We start from the raw sequence: 25,756 nt of genomic DNA on the forward strand, positions 1-25,756 counted from the left end.
GGTGTACTATGCGCGAAACGATTAAAAACTATGTTAATGTTTGTATTAAAAAGGACGACCAAGTCCTGCTCTTAGATCGCCAGCATGATGATTTCAAAGGTTGGATTCAGCCAGGTGGCAAGGTCGAATTTCCCGAAAGCTTTTTTGAAGCAGCAGTCCGTGAGGTCAAGGAAGAGACAGGACTAACGGTTCTCAACCTGCAACTAAAGGGCATCTCAGGCTTTACCAATCCTATCGGAAATGAACGCTACGTCTACTACGACTTTCTCTGTGAGGATTTTGAGGGCGAGGTCGTGAGCGAATCACCTGAAGGGACACCCAAGTGGTGGTCGATTGATCAACTTGAACAGCTGGACATGCAAGATGATATTCGTGACAGGCTCCCCCTCTACTGGCGCAAAGGTTCCTTTGAGCGCATCCACTACTGGGACAAGGAAAATCACTGTATTTCCCATACCGAAGAAAAATTGTATGATTAGACGATATCAGAAAAAGAGGCTAGCCGCCTCTTTTTCTTTCATACTGCTGAATATCTGCTAGGACTTCCTGCCATATTTCTGGAGAAAAGTAGAAGCGCAATTCTTCCTCAGTATAGCGATCTTCTGGTAAGATTCCACACCTATCTGATACTTCAAAGCCAAGGCCACGAAGGACAGCAATAGCAAATTTCCTTGCACCAAATCCCATGGCTGTAATGACTCGATCTGACACCAGTATGGGAGATGGCTTAAAATGCTCTTCATCGAGAAAGTCGAAATGGTTGACAAAGTTCATATACAAGCCACCCGTGTAGTCTTTGCCCTTTAGGAGTCCTGCTTTTGCCACAAACATAACTGATGATGAGATGGCTGCGAGCAAGGTTTTCTCAGTATCCACTTCTCTCAAAAATGCAATCAAGCGCTCATCATAGACGCTTTTTAGAGGATTCATAGTGCCTGTTAAAATCAGACAATCATAGTCCAGTGGATCGACTTCATCAAAAGAATGCGTCGGCATGATCAAGAGCCCTTCCTCACTCTGAATGACTGCTTGTTCACTTGCTAGGTAATCAATTTTCTGGCCAAAATCCAAGGACAGTATGGAAATCAAGAGACTGATTTCCTGAATAGAACATTGGTCATAGATACACAAACCGATTCTCATACGGGCACCTCCTAGAGAAGATTTTCTATACTATAGCAATTATAGCATTTTACGTAAACGGTGTCAATTCCAGCAAAAATAGATTAAAAATCCTACCCCAGTAGCCTGAGGTAGGTGTAAGAAACGATTACTCCGCCTTGTCAATGTCCTCACGCACTTCTTTTGCATTAAATTTGGCAAAGAGGAATTGGCGGTCTTGGACAGGAAAGCGTTGATCCAGTTGGTCAACAGCTCCGACTTCCACAAAACCTTGGCTGATGACATAGTCCATGACATGTCCACCAAAGCTATGATCATCTGAAATAAAGTGCAGATGATAACCTGCCACGCTCACTCCATGAAAAATTTCAGGTGTCCAAATCCCAACAATGGTGCCTGAGATGTCTTCTGCAGTGTATTCTGGTTGGTGGGTTGCGACTTCCGCAAACTTCATATCAGAAGAAGATTTGGGAATCATCCGCACGTGCATTTTTGAAAAATGACCACGGATTTTAATCGAGCGAAAGAGATTTTCACCGTCGTAGTAGGATTCGATTCGTGCCTGCAATTCCTTATCAGTCATTTCAAAGCGCTGCTTAAAAATCACTTCTGCCTGATGAAAAATCACCGCTGCATACGGCACCTTGACATCTGGTGATACCTCCACCACTTCTGGCTTATCACCTGACCCCTTGGCCTGATAGGCTTTCCCGTCCAGTACAATCAATTCTCCGTCAATGGAATCCAGTGTCCCAAGTCCCAAATCACCGTGTTCTAGCAATTCTCCGACGGTCAAAGAGCCACCGTACAAGCCAGCCATTAAGGCGCCAAGTGTATTATACTGAAATAATTTATTTGCTTCCATTCTTTATCCCTGATTATAAAATTCCTGCATGAGGAGATCATCCGGTACCAACTGAAGATAACGACCTGCTATTTTTTTCGCCTTATCTAACTGACCATTCTGTCGCAATAGCTCGCTATAATCAGCCAAAAATTCAGGATTTTCAGCCAGGTCCTGCTCTAATTGCTCAAAGAGGGCAAGCGCTTCGGCATCTCTTTCCAAGACCTGATAGGCTTTTGCGATATTCCACACCGCTAAGACATGGTCCAATTCTTCTGAGTACAGACTTACGACCTCCTCATAGCGTTCTTGCTCCAAATAGAGGTTGGTTAAGCGCAGAACCACTTCATTTTCATCGTCCACATCAGGCTTAGCCTGTAAGAGATAGGCTTCTGCTGCCTTGGCATCGTGGTCCTCATAAGCATACTGAGAAGCCAACAACAGCAGAGCTGGATCGTATTCATTTTTCGCAAGCCCTTTTGCTATCATCTCCCGTGCTTCTGCCAACTTATGCTCTCCATGAAGGGCTTGGGCATAGGCATATTCATAGCCTTCAAATTCTGGATTCATTGTGTCTAATTGCTTGAAATAAAGGGCTGATTTCTGATAGTCTTCTCGGTCTAGCAACAGGGTCGCAAGCTCAAAGACCGTCTGATCATCGTAAGCCAGCTCTACTGCCTTTTCTAAAAATTCAATCGCTACTTCAAACTTTCCAAGACTAGCATAGGCAAGCCCAATCCGCTGGTAGGTGGACACACCTGTCCAGTCATAAATATCTCGATTATCCAGCTGGGCATAGTATTGAATCGCTTCTTTATACTCCTGCAATTCCATGTCTAGCTCGGCCAGACCAAACAAAATCACCGGATCAGCTGACAATTGGCTAGCCTCTAAGAGCTTTTCCCTCGCCACATCTGCAAGACCTTCTGATTGGTACAAATCTGCTTTCACAAGTAAGGCCTCTACATAAGCAGGACTGGTCATGTCAATCGTATCTAGATAACCAAAGGCTTCTTCCACCAAGCCATCTTCAGTGGCAATTTGAGCAAGCCGAATGGCTAGTTCAGGATAAGTCTCTTGCAAACGTAGGTAGATTTCCTTTGCCTGTGGCAGAAAACCAATGCTTTCTAGATAGGCTGCCAAGTCTAGCAAGACCTCATCGGAGTCCGTCTCTAAGGCACGCTGAAAGTATTTCATCGCCTTTGGCAAGTCTTGTTGTTCTAAGCAGACTAGCATTTTTTCACTATTTGTCATTCATTCCCTCAATCACTTCCGTTTCTGGCTCATACAAAGTTTCTGGCTCATACAAATCACTATACTCCTTATACCATTCAAAGATTGCTTTTAAGACAACCTTAATTGAGGCATAGATTGGAATTCCAAGTAAGACTCCCACCACGCCAAACATCTGACCTGCCGTTAAGAGGACAAATAAAATGGTAATCGGGTGGATATTCAAAGAACTGCCGATAATCAACGGCGTCACAAACCGCCCCTCAATTGTCTGCTCCACCGCAAAGACAATGACCACCTTAATCAGCATAAATGGCCCTGCAATAGCTCCCAAGATTAGCGCTGGAATCATGGCAAGGAAAGACCCAAGATAGGGAATCAAGTTTAAGAAACCGGCTACAATCCCCAAAGTAATCGGGTAGCTCAGCCCGATAACAGAAAACATAATCGAAAACATCAGGGCAACAATGGCTGCTACCGTGACCTGCCCACGCACATAATTGGACAATTGGCTATTGACATCGGTCAAGACATTACCGATTGATGTCCGCCACTTGGTCGGTAGATATTTGGTAATATGGGCTTTGAGGTATTGCCCATCCCGCAAGAGATAAAAGAGAATAAAGGGCATAATCAAAACAGCTACGACTACTTGCGAGGTCGCACTAATCAAGTTCTTAGCCCAATCGACCGCACTTGATGATAACTTTTGTGCAAAGGAAATAATATGACTGTTGACATTGTCCAAAATTTCCAAGGCTGTTGGCCGAAACTGCTCAAATCGATCATCCTGTAATAAGGCTGTCACCTGTGCTTCAATGTCTTGAATATAGACCGGAAGATTTCGTGCAAAACTCACTACCTGTTTTTGTATACTTGGAATGGCAACGGCCAAGCCCCAAAACAAGAGAAAAGCAATCACGACAAAGAGAATTCCAATCGCAACCGTTCGTGATACCTTGTATTTCTCCAATAGATCAACAATTGGGTTGAGCAAGTAATAGAGCAATCCTGTCAACAACATCGGAAGTAGAATAATTTCTAAAAAACTACCAATCGGGCTAAAAATAAAACTAATCTTTGTCAACACCAAGATGGTCAATAAAACTAGTAGGGTAACGAGAAAAAATGTCACAGCCTGATTGTTGATAAACCATTTAAAAAACCAAGAAGTTGAAAATTTTTGCTTCTGATCGTCCATAGCGCACCTCTTTCATGTATTTTTTTCTATTATACCACGTATCCCCTATTTTCGTTTGTTAGAAATCATTAATTGGAGGGACTTTTTCCTAAAAATATGATATAATCTGACATACTAGAATATGAAATGTGAGGAATGACTGATGACACTTTATTTTGGCACTTACACAAAACGAGCTTCTGAGGGGATTTACGCTGTAGATTTTAATGCAGAAACAGGAAAACTAAGTAATCGTCGCTTGGTTGCGGCTGAGTCAAATCCGACCTACCTAGCCTTTTCAAGCGATAGCTTTCTCTACACAGTTGGTGCAGAAGAAACTCAAGGAGGATTGGCGGCATTTTCGCCAAAATTGGAGCTCATCAATCATGCAGTTGAAGAAGGCGCACCCCATTGCTATGTATCTGTAGACGATGAGCGCCAGCTTGTCTACGGGGCCAATTATCATAAAGGACAAGTTCTTGTCTATAAACGCTTAGAAAACGGTGGCCTCACATTGACTGATTGCCAACAGCACGAGGGAGCTGGACCACATCCAAACCAAGCCAGCCCTCACGTTCATTTCGCAGACTTGACACCTGACAACTACCTTGTCACCTGTGATTTAGGAACAGATGAAGTTGTAACCTACACTGTTTCTGATCAGGGTAAACTCGCCCCCCTTGCCCGCTATCAGGCAACGCCAGGTGCTGGTCCACGTCACATTACCTTCCATCCAACAACGAAGATTGCCTATCTGATCTGTGAATTGAACTCCACTATTGAAGTCCTCATCTATGACGGATTGGGAGAATTTGAGCTCATGCAGACTATTTCCACCCTGCCGAGTGACTACACAGACTTTAATGGTACAGCAGCTATCCGCCTCTCATCTGACGGAAAATTCCTTTACGGCTCCAACCGTGGCCATGATTCAATTGCTGTTTACAAGGTGCTTGGAGATGCTAGTCTTGAGTTGCTTGAAATTGTACCAAGTCTTGGCAAAACACCACGCGATTTCGTTTTAAGTCCTGATAATCGTTTCCTCATTGTTGCCCATCAAGATTCCGACAATGTTAGTGTCTTTCATCGTGATAGCGAAACTGGAAAACTAAGTAACCTATCTTCTGACTTTATCGTACCAGAAGCCGTTGCTGTTACATTCTTATAAGTGATTCCTTTAATGTTCCACTATTAAACTCTCTAAAAACATGAAATAAGGCTGACGCAAATCGCATCCAGCCTTATTTTTATAGGAGTTCAATCAAATCACTCAACTTCTCAATGGTGATATCACTTTCTAATGTTGTGTTTTGACAGCAATGAGGTCCCATTCCTTGTAAAATATGTACTGTTCGCATTCCTACTGCCTTTGCGGGCAGAATATCATTGTCCATACGATCTCCGATATAAATAGCATCTTCAGCTCTACAATTCGCGTCTGCTAAAGCGATATCAAAAATCACTCGATCAGGCTTTTTATAACCAATTTCTTCTGAACAGACAATCCTATCAAAGAAATAGCGAATTCCAAACACTTCCAATCGCTCCTCTAATCCTCGTCCTTGATTAGCAATAATCCCCAAGTGATAGAATTGGCTAAGATAGGTCAAAGTCGGAATGACATCAGGGTAGAGTATTTCATCTATATGCTTCCATCTAGGACGTAAACTGGCCGACAAACCATACCAAGACCAAGCACCTCTGATAGGGGCTTCTCCCAGTGCTGCCATCTCCTGCATTTTTCCCAAAAATTCTGTCGCAGACACCTGCTTTCCATGACCACGTAAAACCAGTGCACACTCATTTGCAAATCGCTGATAAGAGACTGTCTCATCTACCAAGGTCGACCCAACATCAAAAAATATCCAGCGGATCATCTGTCTTCCTCCTATTTCCGCAAAAAAAGATGAGATTCCTCCCATCTTTTTTCATTATTTACCAAGTTTAGCTTTTGCTGCGTCTGCAAGTGCTGTGAAAGCAGCTGCATCATTTACAGCAAGGTCAGCCAACATTTTACGGTTTACTTCAATTTCAGCCAATTTCAAACCATGCATCAATTGTGAGTATGACAAACCATTCATACGAGCTGCCGCATTGATACGAGTAATCCACAATTTACGGAAATCACGTTTTTTCTGACGACGGTCACGGTATGCATAGTAGTAAGAGTTCATTACTTGTTCTTTTGCAGTACGGAACAAGATGTGTTTTGCACCATAGTAACCTTTAGCTAATTTTAAAATACGTTTACGGCGTTTGCGTGATACAACGCCACCTTTAACACGTGCCATTTATATTTTCCTCCGAATAATTCTCTAATTTCTAGTAGTTCGACTTATTTAAGTCCTGTAAGCATTGCTTTGATACGTTTGAAGTCACCTGAATGTACCATTGCTGCTTTACGAAGGTGACGACGTTGTTTTTTAGTTTTACCGTGGAAACGGTGTGAAGTATAAGCGCGGAAGCGTTTCAATCCACCAGAACCTGTACGTTTGAAACGTTTAGCTGATGCGCGGTGAGTTTTTTGTTTTGGCATTTTAATTCTCCTTTTGCTTAGTAAGCCTATTTTTTCTCTGAAGCCGGTGCAAGTTGCATGAACATTTGACGTCCATCCATCTTAGCTCTTTGCTCAATAATCGCAATATCTTGCGTTGCTTCAGCAAATTCTGCCAAGACTTTTGCTCCAACTTCCTTGTGAGTAATCATCCGTCCTTTAAAACGAATTGATACCTTCACTTTATTTCCTTTTTCAAGGAATTTACGGGCATTACGAAGTTTCGTATCAAAGTCTCCCTTATCAATGGTCGGACTAAGACGTACTTCCTTGACCGTCACAACGCTTTGTTTTTTGCGTTGCTCTTTTTGTTTTTTCTGATACTCAAATTTGAACTTACCATAGTCCATAATTTTCGCAACAGGTGGTTTAGCTTGCGGTTGAATCAATACTAAATCAACGTTAGCACTATCAGCTATCGCTTGGGCTTCGTTGAGTTGTTTAATTCCTAACTGTTCACCCTCGAGACCGATAAGACGAACTTCACGCACACGAATTTCATCATTGATGAACAAATCTTGCTTTGCTATGGCTTTCACCTCATTTTATTTTTTTCAAGAAAAGAGAAACGGACTTGCTAACATACAAGTCCGTCACTACATCATTATCTTTCCGAAGAAAACTTAATACGTAGAGCCAGACAACGTTAGTCGCAAGGCGAGAAGCTCTCACTTCTTCTTTTCCCAATGCATATAGTATAGCATCATCTTTTCTACTTGTCAAGAATTTCTTTAGCTTTTTCTGAAATAAATTCAACTACACCCTCAATCGACACCCCCGTCGTATCAAATGTAATGGCATCATCTGCTGCCTTCAGAGGGGAGACAGCTCTCGTGCTATCTTTATAATCACGAAGAGCTATTTCTTCTTTCAACCGTTCCAAATCAGCTGAAATCCCTTTTCCCTGATTTTCCCTAAAGCGGCGTAAGGCTCTTTCTTCCACTGAAGCAATTAAGAAAATCTTTAACTCTGCATCTGGAAGAACAACGGTCCCAATATCGCGGCCATCCATCACAATACCACCTTGAGCGGCAATTTTGCGCTGCAGATCAACTAATTTCTCACGGATAGTAGCAAGAGCAGATACCCATGAAACGTTATTAGTGACATCATTTTCTCGAATAGCATGAGTAATGTCAACATCTCCGACAAATACCAGTTGCTCCCCTGCTTCATTCCGCCCAAAGGCAATCGGATGCTCCTCTAGTAAAGAGAGTATATCCTCCGTGTTATCTTTGGTCAATTGGTGGCGGAGAGCTAAGTAGGTGACTGCTCGGTACATCGCTCCTGTATCTAGATAAGTATAGCCAAACGCTTTTGCAATCAATTTTGCGACCGTACTCTTACCACTTGAGGCAGGGCCATCTATGGCGATTTGAATTGATTTCATATTCCCTCTTACTTAATTTTTACAATATCTCCTGGATTTGCCCACCAAGTACCACCAGGACCAGTCAATTTATCTGGGTTCAAGCGCTCTAGTTCAGCAATGGAAATGCCAGCCCGCTCTGCAATTGAAGCCTCTCCTTCACCAGGTTGAACTGATAAAGTAGTTCCTTCAGCTGCGCTGGAACTTGAAGTGGTTGACGACTGCTCCGTTGACTCGTCTGTCGACGTAGAACTTGAGGTCGATGATGAACTTGTTGAGCTTGAACTGCTTGTACTAGCTGCAGATTCATCTGTCTTGCTCTGGCTGCTCGTATTGTAAAATTCTTTTGTAGAATCCGTCTTGCTTCCTCCACTAGAGAGATACAGGCCAATCACCGTAATCAGCAAAACAATAATCACAAACACAATTCCTAAAATCGTGAAGAACATCGAATTCGACTTCCCGCGACTCGAGCGACTTCTCCTGCTCTCATCTGCACCTTCATAAATTTCTTCGTTCCATGGTTCTTGTGACATATCAATCTTTCTCCTTGTTTTTTTTATAAAATCTCATTACAATAATACTATGAAAATAAAACTATATCCAGAAAAATGTATCGCCTGTGGTCTGTGCCAAACCTATTCTGACATATTTGACTATGACGATGAGGGAATTGTCCTACTTGCTCATACCGATGCAGACAGCGACAGCTATCCTGATGACCCAGCCATTCTCCAAGCCGTCAAATCCTGTCCCACCAAAGCCATCATATCAGATTGACTTACGCGCATGCTCTGCATAATACTCCTCAAAATAGTCCTGAGTAACAAGATGATCCGTCAAAATAATTTCACCTTGAAAGTGAGTATTTAATGCCAACGCATTGATAAAGTATTTTTTAGGCCACTTACGAATATAATATACCTTCCCGTTGGGCATATCATCTGAAAATATCTTAATGAACAGATACGTAACCTCTATTTTAGAAATGGTTGTGATCTGTATTTTTTTTGATGAAATCGGATTGGCTGACGCAATTTTTAAGTATTCATCATCGATAACAAAATATCGGTGCCAACCAATGCCAAACATGACAATCACCAATAAAAATAATTGAATAATGGTGTTTGAAATACGAGCCCGTTCAAGTACAAGGGATAAGGCAATAAATGCCGGAGTAATCGTTAACGACCAATAAATAATCGACCAGGATAACTCTGGTTGCCAATGATATCTCACACGACCAAATATCTTAATCATATCGCCCCTCCTACTAATAGTGTACCATAAAATAAAAAAAAATAGAATAGGAGACTATTCTATTTTGTAAAATCATTTAATCCATTTCATCTGTTCGCTTATCAATAATATAGCGAGGACGTTTTTTCGTTTCTAAGTAAATCTTGCCAATATATTCACCAATAATGCCGATTGATATGAGTTGAATCCCACCAATAAAGGCAATAATTGTTACCGTACTAGCCCATCCTGAAACTGTAAAGCCAAAAAAGTGTCGGAAAATAGTCCATAAGATAAATAGAAAAGAAACAATCGAAGTTATAAGACCCAATCCTGTAATGAAGCGTAGCGGTTTGACACTCAAACTTGTAATGCCGTCAATAGCAAGACCTAACATTTTACTGAATGGATAATGGCTTTCTCCTGCAATCCGTTCAAAACGATCATATTCTACAATCGCATAATTGAAACCTACCATCGGAACCATTCCACGTAAAAATAAATTAACCTCGGAAAATTCCGCAAGAGCATCCAGGGCACGCTTTGACATCAAACGATAATCGGCATGATTAAAGATAATTTCAACCCCTAGTTTTTCCAGTAAATGATAAAATCCTTCTGCTGTCACTCTCTTGAAAAAGGTGTCTGTCGTACGTTTTTTACGAACACCATAGACTACTTCTGCCCCATTTTGATAGGCTGCTACCATTTCATCCATACAATTGATATCATCTTGTCCATCACAATCAATGGTAATCACAATATCCGCAACTTCTTTTGCTTCCATCATTCCCGCTAATACGGTACTTTGGTGCCCACGATTCCGAGACTGAGATATTCCAATTACATGAGGATTACTTGAATATTCTTCAATCAATTCCCATGTCCTGTCCGAGCTCCCATCGTTGACATACATGATTTTACTCTCTTCTGATACCGTTTCATCTGCAATAAGCTCTTCTAATTTTGCTAAAAAGAGACCTGACGTTTCTGGAAGTACTTGCTCTTCGTTGTAGCAGGGAATAACGATATAAAGAATCGGATTGACGTTATTCATTGCATTCTCCTTTTTTAATTTATCTAGATTTTAAAGTGAATGTAGGTCGGACATTAGGTCTAAAACCCTCCCATCCAATTGAGGACACAGTTATAATAGCTGGTAAAAATTGAATCAAATAACGAGAGCGACCTGCTTCAAAAATAAATAGGAACAATAATCCACCAAAAATCGTGATTTGCATCCAAAGTTGATATAAATTCTTAGTATTATAGAATTTACAGAATAATAATAAGCCCAAAGAAATGATAATCCATATTATCTGAATACCTAAGGCATAAAGATAATATCTCCCTCCTTCTACGTAGATAAACGATCGAATGTATTGTGCAATCTTTGTACTTTGTACTCTCTGTAGCCACGGGATAGCCTGCAATTGTTGTTCGCTTAATACACGCTCTTGAAGCCAACCAAACATACCTTCTCCAACCATCCAATAATATTTGTAGTAAATATGTCCAGTAAAAGAAGCAAAATTATAATTTTTCAAACGATGTTTGATTTCAGCTACTGCCATTTTATTTCGATTATCGCCGGTAGCAGCAGCTACTTCTGGAGAAATCTCCGCATGGATGTTCCCTGAATAAGTGAGACCTAAATCAACGTAGTACAGCAAAGTCCGACTCATATTCTGTTCATATCTAACAAACTGCTGATGTTCCAACACATAGTGAGTAGCTCTGTTGAACATCAAAAAAGAGAGAGTCGCTACAGTAATTCCGATCAAGTAAGTCTTGATACGCTTTTTATCTTTCGTCATCAAACAGTAATACACAAAGGAAATCAAGCCTGCAATGATAAAAATCAGAACAGTTGGTCTCAAACCATATCCGATTGCTAAAACTAATCCTGCAATAATAAAGCCCAGAAAGTTAGGTGTTTTCATCAGGCGAACTACCATATAGATAAAGATGCTAAGAACGAAAAGCGTAATTGGGTCTGAATAAGTATAGATGTATTGAGGTGATAGTCCTAAGATCAAGATCATCATTAGATATGATAGATTTGCAACTCTTTGACCAAGTGCTGATTTATTTGTAAGATAAATCAGCACAATCGCTCCGTCGATAAATAACACATTCCAAAAGGCAAGAAGAACAACGAGATTTTGCCCTGCAATAAAATAATTAAGTTTAAACCAAAGAAGAAGCAAGAAATTATTAGGATAGATTGAGATGTAGTCTGTTGTATGCGCAAAGCTAGGATCGGTTGCCATATTATACACAATGGTGGTATCAGCTGCAGCCAGTCCCACGCTTGTTAGTAAAATCAACAATTGAAATAAACACAATGGAAGCAAAAGCAAGGCTTTGTGAACTATAATCAAACGATAAAACGAAACGATCCAGCTCCCTACCTGTTTTCGAAAATGATAAGCTATTATCATTAGTATTGTGAAAGCAATTAATAATTTCGCTTGCGAACTAGTCAAATTTGTATAATCAACATTTAAGTATTGGAACAAAAAGTAAATAGAAAAATATGTCCAAAATGCCATTAGTACGAAAAATATTGAGTTACCTATTTTTAATAATTTTTCCATATTATTCTCCTACCTTAAAAAAATCCAGATGCTTGCTAATGTAGTTTTTCCCTAGTGTAATATCATACTGAAGCAACTTCAAATCATCTGCTATCTCTTTTTGATCAGAATCAAAGTGATCCTTATCTATACTAGCTTTTTGTAAAACCTGAGTTAGTAAGGCATAGTAAGGCGATACTTTTGAATTAGTATGCTCTAACAATTCAGCTGTAAAATCACTAGAATTTACAAGTGGATAATTTAGTGTGTGCTGTGTATTATAGTTACTCCAGATAAAATAATCTGTCTGATATTGACTATCTGGATTATCTTTAAAGGCTGCAGAAGGGTATAAGCCTGGCAGGTGATCGCCATAGAAAACAACCGTTATCCTTTTATCGATTTGTGATAATTTATCTAAAAATTCTTTTGTGTCATGATCTGTATAGCTAGCCAATCTAGCATACTCTGTCAAAGCTCCGTTTTCTTCTTTCGTAAAGGAATCATTATAAGCTACAACATCAACTGGTTCCCCTACAGACCAAGGTGCATGATTTTGCATCGTAATCACAGAAAAGAATTGATTTTTCGATGAATCTAACTCCTTCAACACATTATCATAGACTGTTTTATCGCTAATACTCACACCTTTTTTCATTACTGATGAAAATGTGTTGTCCGAATCTGTTGCAAAAATTAACTTCGAAAAACCCAGACGACGATACACATTTTTCCGTCCATAGTTATTAGCTCCTGATGGATGTAGGACGAGCCTACTGTCGGATTCATATAAATCACTAATAGACGGTAGTACCGACATCTTAGGAACAACTTCTGTGTAGATAGCAGAAACCGAGGATGAAAAATTATAGAACGGCAATCCTGTTAAAGTTTGAAACTCCATATTAGCCGTTCCACCGCCATAACCATCCGAACGCATCAAACCACTTGTCGTTTGAGACTTAATATTATCAATGTTTTCTAAGATATCCTTCGTTAATTGTACTCCCTCAACTCTATTTGGGTTCGATAAACTTTCGCTAAGGACATAAATAACAGTCTGATTCGCAATTGACTCTGTTCTTTCTTGATTTAAGTCTTTTGCTAAATCGGTGTATTTCTTTGCGATATAATCAATTCTTTCCTGACTATAGTCTTGTGGCTGATCCATAATATCTGTTGTCAACTGCTTTGTCCATACATACATCAATGATTTATAACGAGCGTTTGTCGCAAATCCCATCCAATTAATATCATACCAGTTATTCAAAGTCGTAATAATAGGTATGTTATGTTGGATTTTTCCATTTTCCTCATTAGAGAAAGCAATAAAAACACCCACAAAGATTGTACTTATAATAAGAAGCATGCTTGCTTGTATTTTTTTGTTCACCAAGATCGGGCCTCTCATCACTTTATCCTTGCAAAACCACCAAATCAAAATCGGCAACAAAATAATAACAACCATCATTAGTAAAGTCTCTTGAGTGATAAAACTCATTAATAGTCCAACATCTTGTAGCCAGACAAAATCAGTCACTAATAATGGCTCGCTTCTCATACTCTCTTTCAGCATATTAACTATTGAAAATAATATTCCACTACTTAGCAACAAAAGGGTTGCTGATATAAAACGGTTAATAAGCAAATATGTAAACAGAAAAAGTAGAAATAGTACTAAAATTTGGTAAAGTGTTGCGCCAGGAAATACATATCTTCCTAATAATTCAGCTTCTTCCTTAACTCCTATTTGCAACGTATAATTAAATACTACTGCTAATAAAAGACTTGTGGTACATGCAAGAGATAAGGTAGGTTTGTTTTTTCCGATCGCATCAAAACTATCGAAGACAATATAGGTTAAAACTGTACACTCTAACCATATAATTGCATTTTGAGCAAGAAACATATACGAGTCTATATCATTAGGCGAACCCCATAAAAAACTTGTTAACTTACTATCAGATAAAATACAAACTGATAGAAGTAAAGCTACCAATACATTTTCTTTTGAATTAAGTTCTCTTCTTTTTATCTTATCTAGTATAGAAATCTTATCATACAATAAATATAAAACAGTCCCTAAAATCATAATTCCTAGAAGTGTTGGAATAGAAGACAGCTCCCACAAATGATTCGTTGAAAAATCCCAAACATCGAACTGACCGTTATTCAGATTACGTGTAGTTAATATAAAATAAGATATTATTATATAGGTGATATATCCCAATACTAACTTTAATAATAAGCTTTTTCTAAATGCACAACTCACACAGTAAACAAAGCCTACTATTCCAATAGCATATATGCTCCAAGCTATTATTGGTGAATAAATTTTAAAGAAGATTTGCCAATTTAATGCAAGTCCAAACCCACAGATTAATACGCCTTCTAAAAAATCTAGCCACTTATTTTTTTCAAAATAACGTTTCATCTCTTACTTCCCTAATAATCGTTTAAAAAGATATTTAAATGTATTCACCCATGATTTTCGTAAATATTTCAGTGCACCTTTTACGCCACCAAAATAGGTGAAATCAATATAGGCATATGGGCTAAATTGCTCTAATTGTCTTCTATTTAAAAGACGATTATCTACAAATGGAGGAATAGGATTTGGATTTTGTCTGATTCTAAAATCATACCCCTGTGCCCATGCAATATAGACTAATAAGCGCTCAATAGCGTGAAGAATGGTATTTTGTGGCAATGGTTCTTTAGGAACATCTGCTTCTGTTAACCCAATCTCAAACAAGGGTTTTAAGGCGTCATATTTAAACCAAATATAGGTTCCATAACTCATGACAAAAACATCCGCTTCATAAAAATCCATTTGTTTCGGCAAGGCCATTTTTTCCCATAATTCTTCCATAAACGGAATCATTCCGAGTTCTGCCCACGGATCCATACGAACATAACGGAAATAACTAGGAATATCTGCAATCATCATTCCCAATTCTTCTGTTTCGATCATACTGGAGAGAATTTCATTTGAAGGTTTAACTAGCATATCAATCAATTCTGTTCGCCATGATTGTCCTGCCCAATAGTCTGCCTCTTTTGATTTTTTGGTATGGAAATGTCCAACATACTCATATTGAGCCAATTCCTCTTTTAATTGCAACATCGGCAAGACATCACGTCCAATATTTCCAGTTAATCGAATAGTTGCGGATACATTCCGTCTATCCAAGATTTCCTGAATTTCCTTGATTTTTTCCTCAGTATTGGTCGTCAAATATAAATCATAGGTAAAAACAAATCCTTCAAATGCATCTAAAAACTCTTCTAACAAGTCAACATAGAAGGTATGCAAGTGAATCGCTACTTTCGCATCTTTTAAGCGATTGCTAATAGCCATATCTCTATGGTATTTCTTCCCTAATAGATAGTCACGAGTAGGACTAAATACTTTTGACATGTGGTAGATAATCAGATCAACAGGATAATCTGATGTTCTCCCAATCTCTTCCAAAATAAAGGGTGCAATAATTTGGTTACCTTCAAAGGCCTTTACTTTAATAAATGGAACCTTATGGCTTAAAATACTGGTCGGATTGTAATAAGAGAAGTCAGGATGTCTCATCCCTGTGGTGTCAGCATCAATCGTATTAAAAACGGTTTGATAACGAAAACCTGCTTGAACAAGAGAAGTCGTCACTTGCGTTTCATAGTGATCGATCACTTCTTGTACATCTGTAAAATCTTGAACAGTAGACCAAAAGTCTTGAAAGGCTGGGGAGCAAATCACCTCATGTTTAAATGAAACAAAGTAACTCTGGATATGTTCTTTCACTTCTCTTGTCTCACGATGATTGGTCATTCCCCAAAAATCAACTCTCTCATCACTTTCAAAACGATGATATACCTCTTCCATATCCCACAAAGGACCAAAGCAAGTATCATTCATCAAGGTAACCGAATCATATTCTTCTAAATGAGAAAAACCAACCTGATTCATTCCATCCCGCCAAGCTGCAAAATCGAAGCCACTATTTTCACGTTGGATAAAGGCATCAATCAAGTTAGCCTCTTGTAAATGCTCTACTGCTTCTAGGGAAAGAATACTGTTTGAGATAAAGACAACTTTTGAAAAAAGTGGTCGCATGTGCATTAGCTGGTACTCAACATGTGAGCTGATGGTATTATATTTATTAAAATGCACATATAGTAATAGGCGTTTCATTATTTTCTCCTAAAGAAATTTAATAGTTTAGTCGGAATTGTCCAACGACGAGAAGTAATGACCCGATTGTATTGATCCGTAACTTCTTCAAGCTGCTGTTGTTTTTGGTCAAATCCTAACTTATATTGTTCCAATTCTTTCACTTTTACTGTCATATCGAGTAAGTTCTGAGCAAGAATTTTTACAACGTAATCATCCGAGTGGAGATTATCCATCTCATATAACTGGTAAGATAAGGTATAGATTCGGTTTGTTGTAGCAGGAATTTCATAAATCATCTGTGGATCAGGATTTGGAAATAGATAGGACTTCTCCAATATAATCGCATTTGTAAAGCCTGGTAAAATTTCCTCTCCCGTTTCCTGTGAGGTCAAGCTGACTTGCTCATAACAACTAGGTATCTCCGATAAGTCAACTCGGATATGCTGACAAGTCTCAGGAAGGTCAAAGGTAATAGCCGCTGCATTGGCAATAGGGAATTGAAGCTTGTTTTCTTCTGAAAATAGCCCTTCTGCATCTGCCATATAAATTGTAACCTTTTGGTTTGCTACAGCTAACTGTCTATTATGATTAAAATGAATATCAATTGCATATTCTACTTCTTTTGGAGCAAGCTTTTGATACTTTGCAAGAATGTAGATATAGGCTATGTAATGCTTTAAAAGGTTGTTCCTAGCTGACATTGAGTTCGCAAGTACTCTGTAGTTTAAGAAAGTTGTATGATTTGGGACAGGTTTTGCTCCCTTTTCTAAGATTAAATGTAGATAGAAATCATAATCTTCCAACTTTTTATAATTTAAATATTCATCATAGCGACTATCCCCAATCGTTTCCTTACGGATTAAAGATGTGGCTGAAATATAATTCCCCAAAAATAGGGACCCCAGATTATATTCTTGTGTATCAATCACGATTGTGTTATCTGCTGGATTTTTTAGCTTAGCATACACAATATCAGCGTCTTCTTGAAGAGCCGTTTGAACAAGTTCCTCGATAAAATTCGTAGGTAAAAAATCATCACTATCGACAAATAATACAAAATCTCCACCTACTTGTTCGAGCGCCTTATTTCGGGTCTTGACCAAGCCACAATTCTCATGGTGCTTATAGCTAGTGCTTTCAAATGGGGAGTCTTTCAAAACATTTAGAATGACCTCCTCTGAATGATCCGTAGAGCCGTCATTATAGACATATAAGTCAATCATAGGATATGTCTGAGAAAATATACTTCTGAGACACTCCTCGATGAACTGTTCATGATTATAGCAAGTTACAACTACCGAAATTACAGGTTTCATTTTTCAAATCTCCACGTTCCATTTCTCTGGATTAAACCAGTTGCAGAGTCCTGAGCAGATTTATCATCAAAGGCGATATCTGTTCGTTGTACCATAATAATAGGCGTTTGAGTGGCGTCCGAGTAAGCTAACATTTCACCAGCTGCATTTCGAACGGTCACTTCCAATTTTAATTTTAAGTTGTTGACATTTGGGAGTGAGCATTGGTAATGAATCGTTTTATGCCCTTTCCCAGTCATCAGCTGATCGAGTGAATTATCATTATAAATCCAAATATTGCGATCAATATCCGTCAATGACAAGGCGATATAGGTCTCAATATCTTCTACGACATCAAAATCAATTTCAAAGTGAACAGGCTCTCCCGGAGCAATCTGTTGTTTTGATAATAATTGTAAGCGGAAATTTTCAACTTGGACTTGTTCTTCCTGTCCTTCAGCCTCTCCTTCATTCGAATCCTGATGAATCGGAATAGTATTGTCAAAGCTGTATTGATTGGCAACATTTTCTGGATTCCCAATCGCTTTGACCAATCCATTTTCAATCAAAACGGCTTTGTTGCAGTATTTTTTGACTGCACCCATGTCATGAGTGACCAGAATAGTCGTCTTGCCGCTTTTTTTGCGTTCTTGGAAATAATCGTTACATTTCCGCTGAAAGGCTTCATCTCCAACCGCTAATACTTCATCCAAAATCAAGACATCACCTTGCGCTTTAATGGCAACCGAAAAGGCAAGTCGAACCTGCATACCGCTCGAATAATTCTTCAATTTCTGGTTCATAAACTCATGAAGTTCTGCAAAGTCAACGATGTCATCATACATGGCATCAATCTCTTCTGTCGAAAAACCAAGCATGGCGCCATTCATATAGACATTTTCTCGTCCGGTCAATTCTGGATTGAAACCAACTCCCAATTCAATAAAGGAAACTAACTTCCCATCAATGGTGACACTTCCCTTTTCAGGAACATAGATTTCTGAAATTATTTTTAACAGTGTCGATTTTCCAGAGCCATTTCGCCCAAGAATCCCAAAGAAATCGCCTTTTTCTACTTCAAAAGAAATATCTTTTAAAACATGTTGCTCCTGATAGCCTTTAATGCCTTTAAAACGATTAACCAAGGTTGTTCGTAAACTTTGACTGGCTTCTGTGGGTAATTTAAAATACTTGCTGACATGGTCTACTTTCACAGCGATAGTTTTTGTCATTATAGAATCTCCGCAAATCTCTTAGAATTTTTCTCAAAAATCGTATAGCCTACCATAAAAATGATCATTGGTAACATATAGGGAATCATCCCAAACCAAGGATTGCCAAATAAATCCCAACCACGTAGGCTACCAGAATAAACGATAAAATGACGTAAGTCTTGAATGATTTGTGCCATCGGATTTAACATCATTACTTTGGCAATCTTCTCTTGTCCACGTTGCAAGATAAAGGTCAGCGAATAAATGATTGGCGTTGCATATAGACCTGCTTGCAAAACAACTTCCCAGATAGGACCAATATCACGATATTTCACAAAGGCTGTTGCTAAAATAAAGGAAACGCCTGCTGCTAGCAGAACTAGTTCAAGGAAAAGTGGAATTATCACTAAAAATCCATAGGAGAAATTCACTCCGTTAATCAGTGCAAAGATGAAAACGACTAATAAGTTAATCGCATAGTTAATGGCTGCCCCTGCAATAGCAGAAAAAACAATGATCGATTTGGAAAAGTTTAATTTCCGAAGCAAATCCCCTCTAGAGACAATGGACATCATCCCCATATTGGTCGCTTCTGTAAAGAAGTTCCACGTTACCATACCGAGCAACAAACTCACGGCATAATGAGGGGTTCCATCATCAAAGCGTAAAAAGCGCACAAATACGAGATACATAATCGTAAATAGCAACAGTGGTTTCAAAATCGACCATAAATGACCAATCAAACTCCCTTGATAACGCAATTTAAAGTCGGTTTTGACCATTTCTTTTAATAAAATCATATTTTTTTTATGAAATAAATTCATCATTTACTCCTTATAGGCAAATTTTGTGAGGATGAGACTAGTAAAAACAAGGGTGTGAAAGGCCTTATTTTTCCGATAACCATACACACGTATACGTTTGAGTCGCTCCATAAAGGGAACATCCATAATGGTTATAAAGTTCTCTACCAGTACTCTATCCTTCGCTGATAAGGGGAGATTCAAGAGATTTTTAGCTTGACTTTGACTGTCCTTAATCAGTTTCCAGTATTTTGCAAATAGTACATGAGGGCGAATCCAATTGTGCATTCGTTTTTTGAGGGTTCTAGCTCCCAAGACATTCGCTTCATGCTGGCGGTAGAGTTCGGTTGGCTTGTCAATATAGACAAGATTTCCTAAAGCTGTCGCGACAAGCGCCAAATACCAATCATGCATCAGTAAGGCATGCTCTTCTTGTCCTGTCCAAAGCTCCGCCAAGGCATGGTTGACCATAGCTACGCCACCTGTGACGGTATTTTCTGTTAATTCCTGAACAAGAAGGGTATTGGCATGATCCGACTGCGTTTTGATCATACTTTCATGCATGACCGTCAAATCCTGTCCAACAACAGTTAAATCGGTATAAACTAGTAAGGGCTTGTCTGCTGGGTAAGCCTGAGCCTCTTCTAACTGCCATTCTAATTTCTGCTCCAGCCACACATCATCTTGATCACTAAAGAAATAATAATCTGCTACTTTATACTGCAAGAGGGTGTGAAAGCTGTTTATCACACCAAGATTTGTTGTATCATCTGGGTTGATGAAGCAAATTCGCTCATCTTTTTGGCAATATTCCTTGATGATTTCCCTTGTGCCATCGCTTGATCCATCATCCCGAATCAACAAAGTCCAATCAGAAACCGTTTGTCTGCGAATGCTCTCAATCTGTTCTCTTAAAAATCGTGCACCGTTGTAGGTGGATAATAAAATATGTACTCTCATGATAAAAATAAGTCCTCATACTGGTCAACTATTTTTGCCCAAGTATAGTGAGAAGCCATTCGTTCTTTTGCCGCCTGTCCTAATTCTCGATTTTCCTCTTGCACATCTATCTGATTGAGTAAAGCAGTTAAACTGCCCTTTTTTTTCGTCCAATAATGGGCAGTATCAAGCGCTACTTTTTGGTTGAAATCAACTCCCAAAATCAGATTCTCATTGGTTTGGGCAAGTGCTTCTAGTAAACCTGGATTGGTGCCCCCAACCTCATGACCATGCAGGTAGGCACGCGCTTCCTGTCGAATATATTTCAACAAGTCCTGCTGATAGACCGTCCCAGCAAATACAACCCGCTCATCAGTGTCAAATTGCGTTTCTGCTTTCAACTTCTCAAAATAAGATGCCCCTTCATGATTACAAATAATGACTAATTTCCTAGATGTCTGTGTTGCCATAAATTCCCGAATAATGGTCGCATAATTATTTTCTGGTACAAAGCGCCCCACAACCAAGTAATAGCCTTTTTCTACTAATTGAAAACGATCAAAAAACGCTCGTACTTCTGAACTTTCGTTCGTCAAAGTCGTAGGGGTTAGGTCTGTTCCATAGGCAATACAGGTCGTCTTTGCCCATGGATAGGCTACTTGAATGTACTCCTCAATCCCTTCATTATCTGAAACAATCTTATCTGCGTGCCGTGTCATCAGCTTTTCCGAATACTTGAGATACTGCTGTACAGGACGTGGCCATTTACTCCGTTTCCATTCCAAACCATCTGGATTGACCAAAAGCGTTCCCCCAATGGCATGAATCTGGCGAGCAAAGGGTGCAATAAAAGCTCCAATTGTATTACCTAAAATATAGAAAAGCGGCTGCTCTATCTGCTCCTTTTTGATGAAAGAAAGCGCATAACGAATTGCTAGCATATCATAGGCGATGACGCGTGCCGGTCCCAATTTAGGGGGATTGATAGTAAAACAATCCGCACCCTTGTAAAGGGTATGAACATGGTGTGTTTCATCCGACAAACAGGCCACATGATATTGAATATTCGTGTTTTTTCGATAGGTAACTAGTTGTTCGACAAAAGTTTCGAAACCACCGTATTTGGCTGGCAAGCCACGGCTACCAATAATAAAAATGTGTCTCATCGTATCCTAAACTCTAAAAAGTGTAATCAGATAATTATACCATAAATCCCACACACTATCCATTCATACTCTATTAATGTCAAAATTAGCATTTTTCGATACTTTATTAGATAGTGCGTGCGGATGCAAGCAACCTCCTTCGGAGATTCATTACTTTGACAATTCTCTTCACAGAAAAGCACCAGCCACTGGACTGATGCTCTAAGGAGATAATGAAAAATAATTAGGATTGACTATAGTATAGCCTAGTTTGAACATCAATACATCCGTCTCGGGATGGAGATTTCATATACCGACTGCACATTTACGAAAGACTGGGAAAATCTGCCTAACTTCCTTCTGCTGATCCTCGGCTCCTTTTATCTAGTCAATGAAGCGATTATTTTTTCTCCTGTTGATAGAAGGCTGCCAAGGCTTCTTGCCAGGTTGGGATCACAAAGCCTGTTGCCTTTGCCTTTTCTAAACTCATTGTCGAATTGAATGGTCGTTTTGCTTTTGCTGGAAATTGACTGGAATCAACTGGCAATACCTCGGTGTCCATATCTTTTAAAATCTCAATCGCAAAGTCAAACCACGTTGTATCTTCTGTAGCATCATTTGACAAATGATAATAACCAAATTCCTGCTTGGTCTCTACGAGGTGAACCATAAATTCGGCCAAGGTACGCGTCCAAGTTGGACGGCCATGCTGATCATTTACAACTGTCAAGGTATCACGAGTCTCTGCCAGATGTTGCATGGTAAAGACGAAGTTTTTTCCGTAATTTCCAAATACCCAAGCTGTACGTACTGTGTAAAATTTGCTAGCGTATTTCTCAACAGCTTCTTCACCCAAACGCTTGGTACGACCGTATTCTGACTGGGGATCTGGCTGATCATCTACTTGCCACTCTTTCCCTATCGGTAACTCTCCATTGAAGACATAGTCTGTCGAGATATAGACCAAGGTTGCTCCGTACTGCTCTGCCGCCTTTGCAATATTTTCAGAACCTGTCACGTTAATGGCATAGTTCAACTCCTTACCTTCGTCTTCTGCCATATCAACCGCTGTGTAGGCTGCACAATGGTAAACAATACTTGGTTGTACTTCTTCAAAGAAGGCCGCGACCTTTTCAGCATCAGTAATATCCATTTCTGCCACATCAGCTGCGACATACTTGACACCACGCTCATCCAATAAATGGCGAAGCTCTGTACCCAACTGCCCATTACTACCTGTAATTAAAATCATGATTGACTCCTTTAGTTCATTTCTGACCTTATTATATCAAAAAAACGAAGAATTAGCGATGATCGGCTAGGTAAAATCAAAAGGAGAGAACCACTGTCTCTCCAATTTTATACGGATGTCCTCACAACGAGGCTGGGCAGAAAGTCAAACTTTCCAATCCTTATCTTGTCGGTGTATAGGCCAACTGGCTACCATGTTGAGCAAGGAAGTCTGCTAATTCACTATCTGGAATTTCACGTACGTAGAGGTTGGCACGAATGGTATCATCCTCTTCGCGACAAGTTGATAGGACGAGATAATTATCATTCTCGTTAATCTTCAAGTTTTTGCTTTTCGTGACAGCATCTTTTTCAACATCTGTTAATTGCTTTTTAAAATCTGCCTTGCTATCAAATGATGTCCGATAAAAGGCTGTCGTTTCTGGTACGATAATCATAAACATCGCTTCGTAATAGCGTTTTCTCTCAGGAGTTTCCACTACCACGTACGGGTGAGCATCAAAATAGGTCTGGCTATCATAAAAATTCACATCGTTAAACATGCGATGGTCTGGTACCGCACTACCACGAGCATGACCAAATAGCCAAGTCAAGGAATCTGTAAAGTTTTTATTGTTGTCTGTATCCATAAAGACCGTTCCCATCAAGGGTTCGTTGTTGCCTTCAAAGGTTTTGTCCAGATAGGTCGCATTGTCACCTGTCTGAACAATTGGCTCGTCCAATTGCGTACCTGGAATATAAACATACCCTACTGTTTCAGGATTGGTCGCTTTCAAGCCATTGAACCGCTCCGTCAAGTACTGCTTTTCTTCCTCAGATACCGTGTAAGTAGGGGCTGTTACACTTGAAGAAGGTGGAGTAGACGATGAGGGAGTAGACTGCAATACTCCTGACTTAAGCGCAAGTGTCGCATACACTCCCCCGACTGCCACTACCACAAAAGCAAGAGCCATCAAGAGATATTTCAATAATTTGGTTTCTTTATTCGAATTAGAGGTTTTTTTACGAGTTCCACGTTTCATTGCCATTCTTTTCTCCTACTTAAAAAGCTACTGAAATAACTCCAGCAGCTAGATGGTACAAGTTATAAAATATTTATCTATACTAAATAACTATTATTTTACTGCACTTGTTTTTGGAAGTGCTTTTTTACCAGCTTCAGCTTTTTTAGCTTCAGTAGCAGCTTTTTTCACAGCTTCTTCAGCTTTAGCTTTTTCTTCAGGTTTAGCTTCAGGTTTCACTTCTTCAGTTGCTCCTGGTTGACCGTCTTTGTTTACGTCACCAGTGTTGTCGAAGTTTTGGTTTCCTACGACACCACGTCCGTAGTAGCTACCGTCTGCTTTAGCAGCTTCTGTGTAAACAGCGATACGCTCAGCTCTGAATTTATCAGTAGCACGCATTTTTGAGTTGTAAAGTTCGTTGTCAAAGTCTTTTTTGGCACCTTCAAACTCATGACCACCACCGTTAGCCAAAATCGCATCAACTTTAGCTTTTGCTGCAACTGCTGCTGGATCTTGTGCTGCTGCCGCTTCCAAGTCAGCATCACGAGCTACGATTTCAGCTTCAACGCGAGCAGCAATATCAGCGTCTGTTACGTAGTTTGAACCAACAGTAGCGTTATTACCACCACCACGCATAGAACCAGGGCCGATTGCAGATACTGCAGGCGCTACAGCTGCAACCAAAGCTGCTGCTGCGAATGTTACGAATAATTTTTTCTTCATTATTTCACTCCTTATATTATCTTGTACCATAACCTATTATAAAATGTCTATCATAAAATGTCAACTGATATCTAAGATTTTTTTAAGTTTTTATCAAACTGCCTCTTCTAGCTGACCTTCTCCTGTATTGTTTTTCTTAATTCCTCAGAGAGAAGATTCTCCCTATCCAATTGTAGGTAAATCTCTAACAAGCAGGAGCGTACAGCTGAAAACCGATAAAAATCAAGATTGGTTTCCAAAGGAAAATGCAAGGTCTTAATCCAATCTACTAGGATATCCTCTTGAAGATGTCCACATTTCATCGCCTCATAAATAACACGGGCCAGTCGCCATTCCTCATCATCAACGAATCGCTGAGGTAAGCGTTGGAAAATGCCTGTTAATGCTGAGAATAGTCTGCTCCAGTCTTCTTGTTGAAAAAAGGGATGTTTTACAATAGCAACTGCTAAATCCGCTCCATGAGCAAAGGCATGCACCCAGCCATAGTTGTCTGAATAACCAGCAAAATCCTGCTCTTTTCCTAAATACTCATAGGTTTTCTGGCAAATACTCTGATACTCCTGCTCAGAAACCAATTGGAAATAAGGGCTACCCGGTAAACAACTAACTTCTACGAGGTGCCCTAACAGCAAGGCAGTAAACGAACGCTTCAAGGTCGCAAGTCCTCTTTGATCCATACGATACAGTAAATAATCCTTCGCCAGACTCTCCTCTAACAATAAGCGGAATTGCTCTCTAGTAAATAGCCCTTCAAATAAACCACGTCCTAAGCTGATATAGACTAATTCATCACGAATAGCCGCATCGGAATGACCGATATTCTCCAATAACCACATCACTTCATCATCTGAATAGGTTGGATTTTCTGAATGTAGTTTTTTCTCTAAACAATTTTTCATCATACACCTCCTTTCTATCAGTATAGCATACTGAATAAAGAAAAAGCTACCTGATGGGCAGCTTTTAGACTGAAGACAAACTAGTCGAGAGTCTGGTTTGTCTTTTTGTTTTCTGTTTTATTTTGAAAAAAAATAGTCTAGTAGAGTGGTTTAGGGCAAAATAAAAAGGCCTTCCCGCCATCAGTTTGACCAGTTTTT

27 protein-coding genes and 1 other annotated feature are annotated in these 25,756 nt (G+C 39.5%); of the genes, 3 read left to right on the forward strand and 24 right to left on the reverse strand.

Annotated features, from left to right (window positions below; all coding sequences use genetic code 11):
* Positions 1-8: 8 nt before the first annotated feature.
* Positions 9-479: an 8-oxo-dGTP diphosphatase gene (locus tag ABPH35_RS02885; protein ID WP_349987951.1), complete on the forward strand. Its 471-nt coding sequence runs from the start codon at positions 9-11 to the stop codon at positions 477-479.
* A gap of 19 nt (positions 480-498) precedes the next feature.
* On the opposite strand, the gene ABPH35_RS02890 is transcribed toward ABPH35_RS02885, so the two are convergent.
* The 4 genes from ABPH35_RS02890 to ABPH35_RS02905 form a co-directional block, all read right to left on the reverse strand.
* Complete coding sequence (locus tag ABPH35_RS02890; protein WP_349987952.1) at positions 499-1,143, reverse strand: DJ-1/PfpI family protein; 645 nt, start codon at positions 1,141-1,143, stop codon at positions 499-501.
* Between the two features lie 127 nt (positions 1,144-1,270).
* Entirely contained in the window at positions 1,271-1,987 is a 717-nt protein-coding gene (gene budA / locus ABPH35_RS02895; RefSeq protein ID WP_349987953.1) for an acetolactate decarboxylase, read from the reverse strand.
* A gap of 3 nt (positions 1,988-1,990) precedes the next feature.
* Complete coding sequence (locus ABPH35_RS02900) at positions 1,991-3,220, reverse strand: tetratricopeptide repeat protein (protein ID WP_349987954.1); 1,230 nt, start codon at positions 3,218-3,220, stop codon at positions 1,991-1,993.
* On the reverse strand, positions 3,210-4,400 hold the full coding sequence (locus ABPH35_RS02905) for an AI-2E family transporter (RefSeq protein WP_349987955.1): 1,191 nt from the start codon (positions 4,398-4,400) through the stop codon (positions 3,210-3,212). Before ABPH35_RS02905 ends, ABPH35_RS02900 begins: the two co-directional genes overlap by 11 nt.
* Before the next feature lie 142 nt (positions 4,401-4,542).
* On the opposite strand from ABPH35_RS02905, the gene ABPH35_RS02910 reads away from it, so the two are divergent.
* A complete protein-coding gene (locus ABPH35_RS02910) occupies positions 4,543-5,547 on the forward strand; it encodes a lactonase family protein (RefSeq protein WP_349987956.1) in 1,005 nt (334 codons plus the stop codon).
* 79 nt (positions 5,548-5,626) lie between these two features.
* Here ABPH35_RS02910 and ABPH35_RS02915 read toward each other — a convergent pair whose 3' ends face one another.
* From ABPH35_RS02915 to ABPH35_RS02940, 6 genes are all read right to left on the reverse strand, one after another.
* On the reverse strand, positions 5,627-6,256 hold the full coding sequence (locus tag ABPH35_RS02915; protein WP_349987957.1) for an HAD family hydrolase: 630 nt from the start codon (positions 6,254-6,256) through the stop codon (positions 5,627-5,629).
* 54 nt (positions 6,257-6,310) lie between these two features.
* Positions 6,311-6,670 (reverse strand): 50S ribosomal protein L20, encoded by a 360-nt coding sequence (gene rplT, locus ABPH35_RS02920; RefSeq protein ID WP_000124834.1) that lies wholly within the window; start codon positions 6,668-6,670, stop codon positions 6,311-6,313.
* Between the two features lie 44 nt (positions 6,671-6,714).
* Positions 6,715-6,915, reverse strand: coding sequence for a 50S ribosomal protein L35 (rpmI, locus tag ABPH35_RS02925; protein WP_003025048.1), 201 nt, complete (start codon positions 6,913-6,915; stop codon positions 6,715-6,717).
* A gap of 26 nt (positions 6,916-6,941) precedes the next feature.
* On the reverse strand, positions 6,942-7,472 hold the full coding sequence (gene infC, locus ABPH35_RS02930) for a translation initiation factor IF-3 (RefSeq protein WP_067089320.1): 531 nt from the start codon (positions 7,470-7,472) through the stop codon (positions 6,942-6,944).
* Positions 7,473-7,487: 15 nt separating this feature from the next.
* Positions 7,488-7,619 (reverse strand) — a sequence feature (ribosomal protein L20 leader region).
* A gap of 26 nt (positions 7,620-7,645) precedes the next feature.
* Positions 7,646-8,323: a (d)CMP kinase gene (gene cmk / locus ABPH35_RS02935; RefSeq protein ID WP_349987958.1), complete on the reverse strand. Its 678-nt coding sequence runs from the start codon at positions 8,321-8,323 to the stop codon at positions 7,646-7,648.
* Between the two features lie 8 nt (positions 8,324-8,331).
* Entirely contained in the window at positions 8,332-8,838 is a 507-nt protein-coding gene (locus ABPH35_RS02940) for an SAG1386/EF1546 family surface-associated protein (RefSeq protein ID WP_349987959.1), read from the reverse strand.
* Between the two features lie 49 nt (positions 8,839-8,887).
* Between ABPH35_RS02940 and ABPH35_RS02945 the strand changes: the two genes are divergently transcribed.
* Positions 8,888-9,082, forward strand: a complete 195-nt coding sequence (locus tag ABPH35_RS02945) for a ferredoxin (RefSeq protein WP_349987960.1) — start codon at positions 8,888-8,890, stop codon at positions 9,080-9,082.
* Here the strand turns inward: ABPH35_RS02945 and ABPH35_RS02950 are convergent.
* From ABPH35_RS02950 to ABPH35_RS03015, 14 genes are all read right to left on the reverse strand, one after another.
* The gene (locus ABPH35_RS02950) at positions 9,074-9,562 is read right to left on the reverse strand and encodes an EbsA family protein (RefSeq protein ID WP_349987961.1); all 489 of its coding nucleotides are present in this window, start codon (positions 9,560-9,562) and stop codon (positions 9,074-9,076) included. The two genes, ABPH35_RS02945 and ABPH35_RS02950, sit on opposite strands and share 9 nt — an antisense overlap.
* A gap of 76 nt (positions 9,563-9,638) precedes the next feature.
* The gene (locus ABPH35_RS02955) at positions 9,639-10,598 is read right to left on the reverse strand and encodes a glycosyltransferase family 2 protein (RefSeq protein WP_349987962.1); all 960 of its coding nucleotides are present in this window, start codon (positions 10,596-10,598) and stop codon (positions 9,639-9,641) included.
* 19 nt (positions 10,599-10,617) lie between these two features.
* On the reverse strand, positions 10,618-12,141 hold the full coding sequence (locus ABPH35_RS02960) for a glycosyltransferase family protein (protein WP_349987963.1): 1,524 nt from the start codon (positions 12,139-12,141) through the stop codon (positions 10,618-10,620).
* A gap of 1 nt (position 12,142) precedes the next feature.
* The gene (locus tag ABPH35_RS02965; protein WP_349987964.1) at positions 12,143-14,554 is read right to left on the reverse strand and encodes an LTA synthase family protein; all 2,412 of its coding nucleotides are present in this window, start codon (positions 14,552-14,554) and stop codon (positions 12,143-12,145) included.
* A 3-nt stretch (positions 14,555-14,557) separates the two neighbouring features.
* Positions 14,558-16,306 (reverse strand): rhamnan synthesis F family protein, encoded by a 1,749-nt coding sequence (locus ABPH35_RS02970; protein WP_349987965.1) that lies wholly within the window; start codon positions 16,304-16,306, stop codon positions 14,558-14,560.
* Complete coding sequence (locus ABPH35_RS02975) at positions 16,306-17,604, reverse strand: glycosyltransferase family 2 protein (protein ID WP_349987966.1); 1,299 nt, start codon at positions 17,602-17,604, stop codon at positions 16,306-16,308. Before ABPH35_RS02975 ends, ABPH35_RS02970 begins: the two co-directional genes overlap by 1 nt.
* Positions 17,601-18,815 (reverse strand): ABC transporter ATP-binding protein, encoded by a 1,215-nt coding sequence (locus ABPH35_RS02980; protein WP_405054558.1) that lies wholly within the window; start codon positions 18,813-18,815, stop codon positions 17,601-17,603. The genes ABPH35_RS02975 and ABPH35_RS02980 overlap by 4 nt, the downstream gene beginning before the upstream one ends.
* Positions 18,815-19,621 (reverse strand): ABC transporter permease, encoded by an 807-nt coding sequence (locus ABPH35_RS02985; RefSeq protein ID WP_349987982.1) that lies wholly within the window; start codon positions 19,619-19,621, stop codon positions 18,815-18,817. The genes ABPH35_RS02980 and ABPH35_RS02985 overlap by 1 nt, the downstream gene beginning before the upstream one ends.
* A 3-nt stretch (positions 19,622-19,624) precedes the next feature.
* Positions 19,625-20,560, reverse strand: a complete 936-nt coding sequence (locus ABPH35_RS02990; RefSeq protein ID WP_349987967.1) for a glycosyltransferase family 2 protein — start codon at positions 20,558-20,560, stop codon at positions 19,625-19,627.
* Positions 20,557-21,705, reverse strand: coding sequence for a beta 1-4 rhamnosyltransferase Cps2T (gene cps2T, locus ABPH35_RS02995; protein WP_349987968.1), 1,149 nt, complete (start codon positions 21,703-21,705; stop codon positions 20,557-20,559). The genes ABPH35_RS02990 and cps2T overlap by 4 nt, the downstream gene beginning before the upstream one ends.
* A gap of 379 nt (positions 21,706-22,084) precedes the next feature.
* Positions 22,085-22,936, reverse strand: a complete 852-nt coding sequence (gene rfbD / locus ABPH35_RS03000; protein WP_349987969.1) for a dTDP-4-dehydrorhamnose reductase — start codon at positions 22,934-22,936, stop codon at positions 22,085-22,087.
* A 160-nt stretch (positions 22,937-23,096) separates the two neighbouring features.
* The gene (gene srtB / locus ABPH35_RS03005) at positions 23,097-23,957 is read right to left on the reverse strand and encodes a class B sortase, LPKTxAVK-specific (protein ID WP_349987983.1); all 861 of its coding nucleotides are present in this window, start codon (positions 23,955-23,957) and stop codon (positions 23,097-23,099) included.
* Positions 23,958-24,050: 93 nt separating this feature from the next.
* The gene (locus tag ABPH35_RS03010) at positions 24,051-24,659 is read right to left on the reverse strand and encodes an LPKTxAVK-anchored surface protein (protein ID WP_349987970.1); all 609 of its coding nucleotides are present in this window, start codon (positions 24,657-24,659) and stop codon (positions 24,051-24,053) included.
* A 107-nt stretch (positions 24,660-24,766) separates the two neighbouring features.
* Positions 24,767-25,561 carry a DUF2785 domain-containing protein gene (locus ABPH35_RS03015; protein WP_349987971.1) on the reverse strand — a complete coding sequence of 265 codons (795 nt, stop codon included), beginning with the start codon at positions 25,559-25,561 and terminating at the stop codon, positions 24,767-24,769.
* Positions 25,562-25,756 lie beyond the last annotated feature (195 nt).

Source organism: Streptococcus handemini, assembly GCF_040984445.1.
Taxonomy (GTDB): Bacteria; Bacillota; Bacilli; order Lactobacillales; family Streptococcaceae; genus Streptococcus; species Streptococcus handemini.

Excerpts from the sequence above, each read along its gene's own strand:
- ABPH35_RS02890 (WP_349987952.1), bottom strand. The coding sequence starts at position 1,143 with ATGAGAATCGGTTTGTGTATCTATGACCAATGTTCTATTCAGGAAATC.
- cps2T (WP_349987968.1), bottom strand. The coding sequence starts at position 21,705 with ATGAGACACATTTTTATTATTGGTAGCCGTGGCTTGCCAGCCAAATAC.
- ABPH35_RS02900 (WP_349987954.1), bottom strand. The coding sequence starts at position 3,220 with ATGACAAATAGTGAAAAAATGCTAGTCTGCTTAGAACAACAAGACTTG.
- ABPH35_RS02960 (WP_349987963.1), bottom strand. The coding sequence starts at position 12,141 with ATGGAAAAATTATTAAAAATAGGTAACTCAATATTTTTCGTACTAATG.
- ABPH35_RS02975 (WP_349987966.1), bottom strand. The coding sequence starts at position 17,604 with ATGAAACCTGTAATTTCGGTAGTTGTAACTTGCTATAATCATGAACAG.
- ABPH35_RS02950 (WP_349987961.1), bottom strand. The coding sequence starts at position 9,562 with ATGATTAAGATATTTGGTCGTGTGAGATATCATTGGCAACCAGAGTTA.
- ABPH35_RS03010 (WP_349987970.1), bottom strand. The coding sequence starts at position 24,659 with ATGAAGAAAAAATTATTCGTAACATTCGCAGCAGCAGCTTTGGTTGCA.
- rfbD (WP_349987969.1), bottom strand. The coding sequence starts at position 22,936 with ATGATTTTAATTACAGGTAGTAATGGGCAGTTGGGTACAGAGCTTCGC.
- ABPH35_RS02910 (WP_349987956.1), top strand. The coding sequence starts at position 4,543 with ATGACACTTTATTTTGGCACTTACACAAAACGAGCTTCTGAGGGGATT.
- ABPH35_RS03015 (WP_349987971.1), bottom strand. The coding sequence starts at position 25,561 with ATGATGAAAAATTGTTTAGAGAAAAAACTACATTCAGAAAATCCAACC.
- ABPH35_RS02980 (WP_405054558.1), bottom strand. The coding sequence starts at position 18,815 with ATGACAAAAACTATCGCTGTGAAAGTAGACCATGTCAGCAAGTATTTT.
- rpmI (WP_003025048.1), bottom strand. The coding sequence starts at position 6,915 with ATGCCAAAACAAAAAACTCACCGCGCATCAGCTAAACGTTTCAAACGT.
- ABPH35_RS02915 (WP_349987957.1), bottom strand. The coding sequence starts at position 6,256 with ATGATCCGCTGGATATTTTTTGATGTTGGGTCGACCTTGGTAGATGAG.
- ABPH35_RS02990 (WP_349987967.1), bottom strand. The coding sequence starts at position 20,560 with ATGAGAGTACATATTTTATTATCCACCTACAACGGTGCACGATTTTTA.
- ABPH35_RS02945 (WP_349987960.1), top strand. The coding sequence starts at position 8,888 with ATGAAAATAAAACTATATCCAGAAAAATGTATCGCCTGTGGTCTGTGC.
- cmk (WP_349987958.1), bottom strand. The coding sequence starts at position 8,323 with ATGAAATCAATTCAAATCGCCATAGATGGCCCTGCCTCAAGTGGTAAG.
- ABPH35_RS02970 (WP_349987965.1), bottom strand. The coding sequence starts at position 16,306 with ATGAAACGCCTATTACTATATGTGCATTTTAATAAATATAATACCATC.
- ABPH35_RS02905 (WP_349987955.1), bottom strand. The coding sequence starts at position 4,400 with ATGGACGATCAGAAGCAAAAATTTTCAACTTCTTGGTTTTTTAAATGG.
- ABPH35_RS02965 (WP_349987964.1), bottom strand. The coding sequence starts at position 14,554 with ATGAAACGTTATTTTGAAAAAAATAAGTGGCTAGATTTTTTAGAAGGC.
- budA (WP_349987953.1), bottom strand. The coding sequence starts at position 1,987 with ATGGAAGCAAATAAATTATTTCAGTATAATACACTTGGCGCCTTAATG.
- srtB (WP_349987983.1), bottom strand. The coding sequence starts at position 23,957 with ATGAAACGTGGAACTCGTAAAAAAACCTCTAATTCGAATAAAGAAACC.
- ABPH35_RS02940 (WP_349987959.1), bottom strand. The coding sequence starts at position 8,838 with ATGTCACAAGAACCATGGAACGAAGAAATTTATGAAGGTGCAGATGAG.
- rplT (WP_000124834.1), bottom strand. The coding sequence starts at position 6,670 with ATGGCACGTGTTAAAGGTGGCGTTGTATCACGCAAACGCCGTAAACGT.
- ABPH35_RS02885 (WP_349987951.1), top strand. The coding sequence starts at position 9 with ATGCGCGAAACGATTAAAAACTATGTTAATGTTTGTATTAAAAAGGAC.
- ABPH35_RS02955 (WP_349987962.1), bottom strand. The coding sequence starts at position 10,598 with ATGAATAACGTCAATCCGATTCTTTATATCGTTATTCCCTGCTACAAC.
- ABPH35_RS02985 (WP_349987982.1), bottom strand. The coding sequence starts at position 19,621 with ATGAATTTATTTCATAAAAAAAATATGATTTTATTAAAAGAAATGGTC.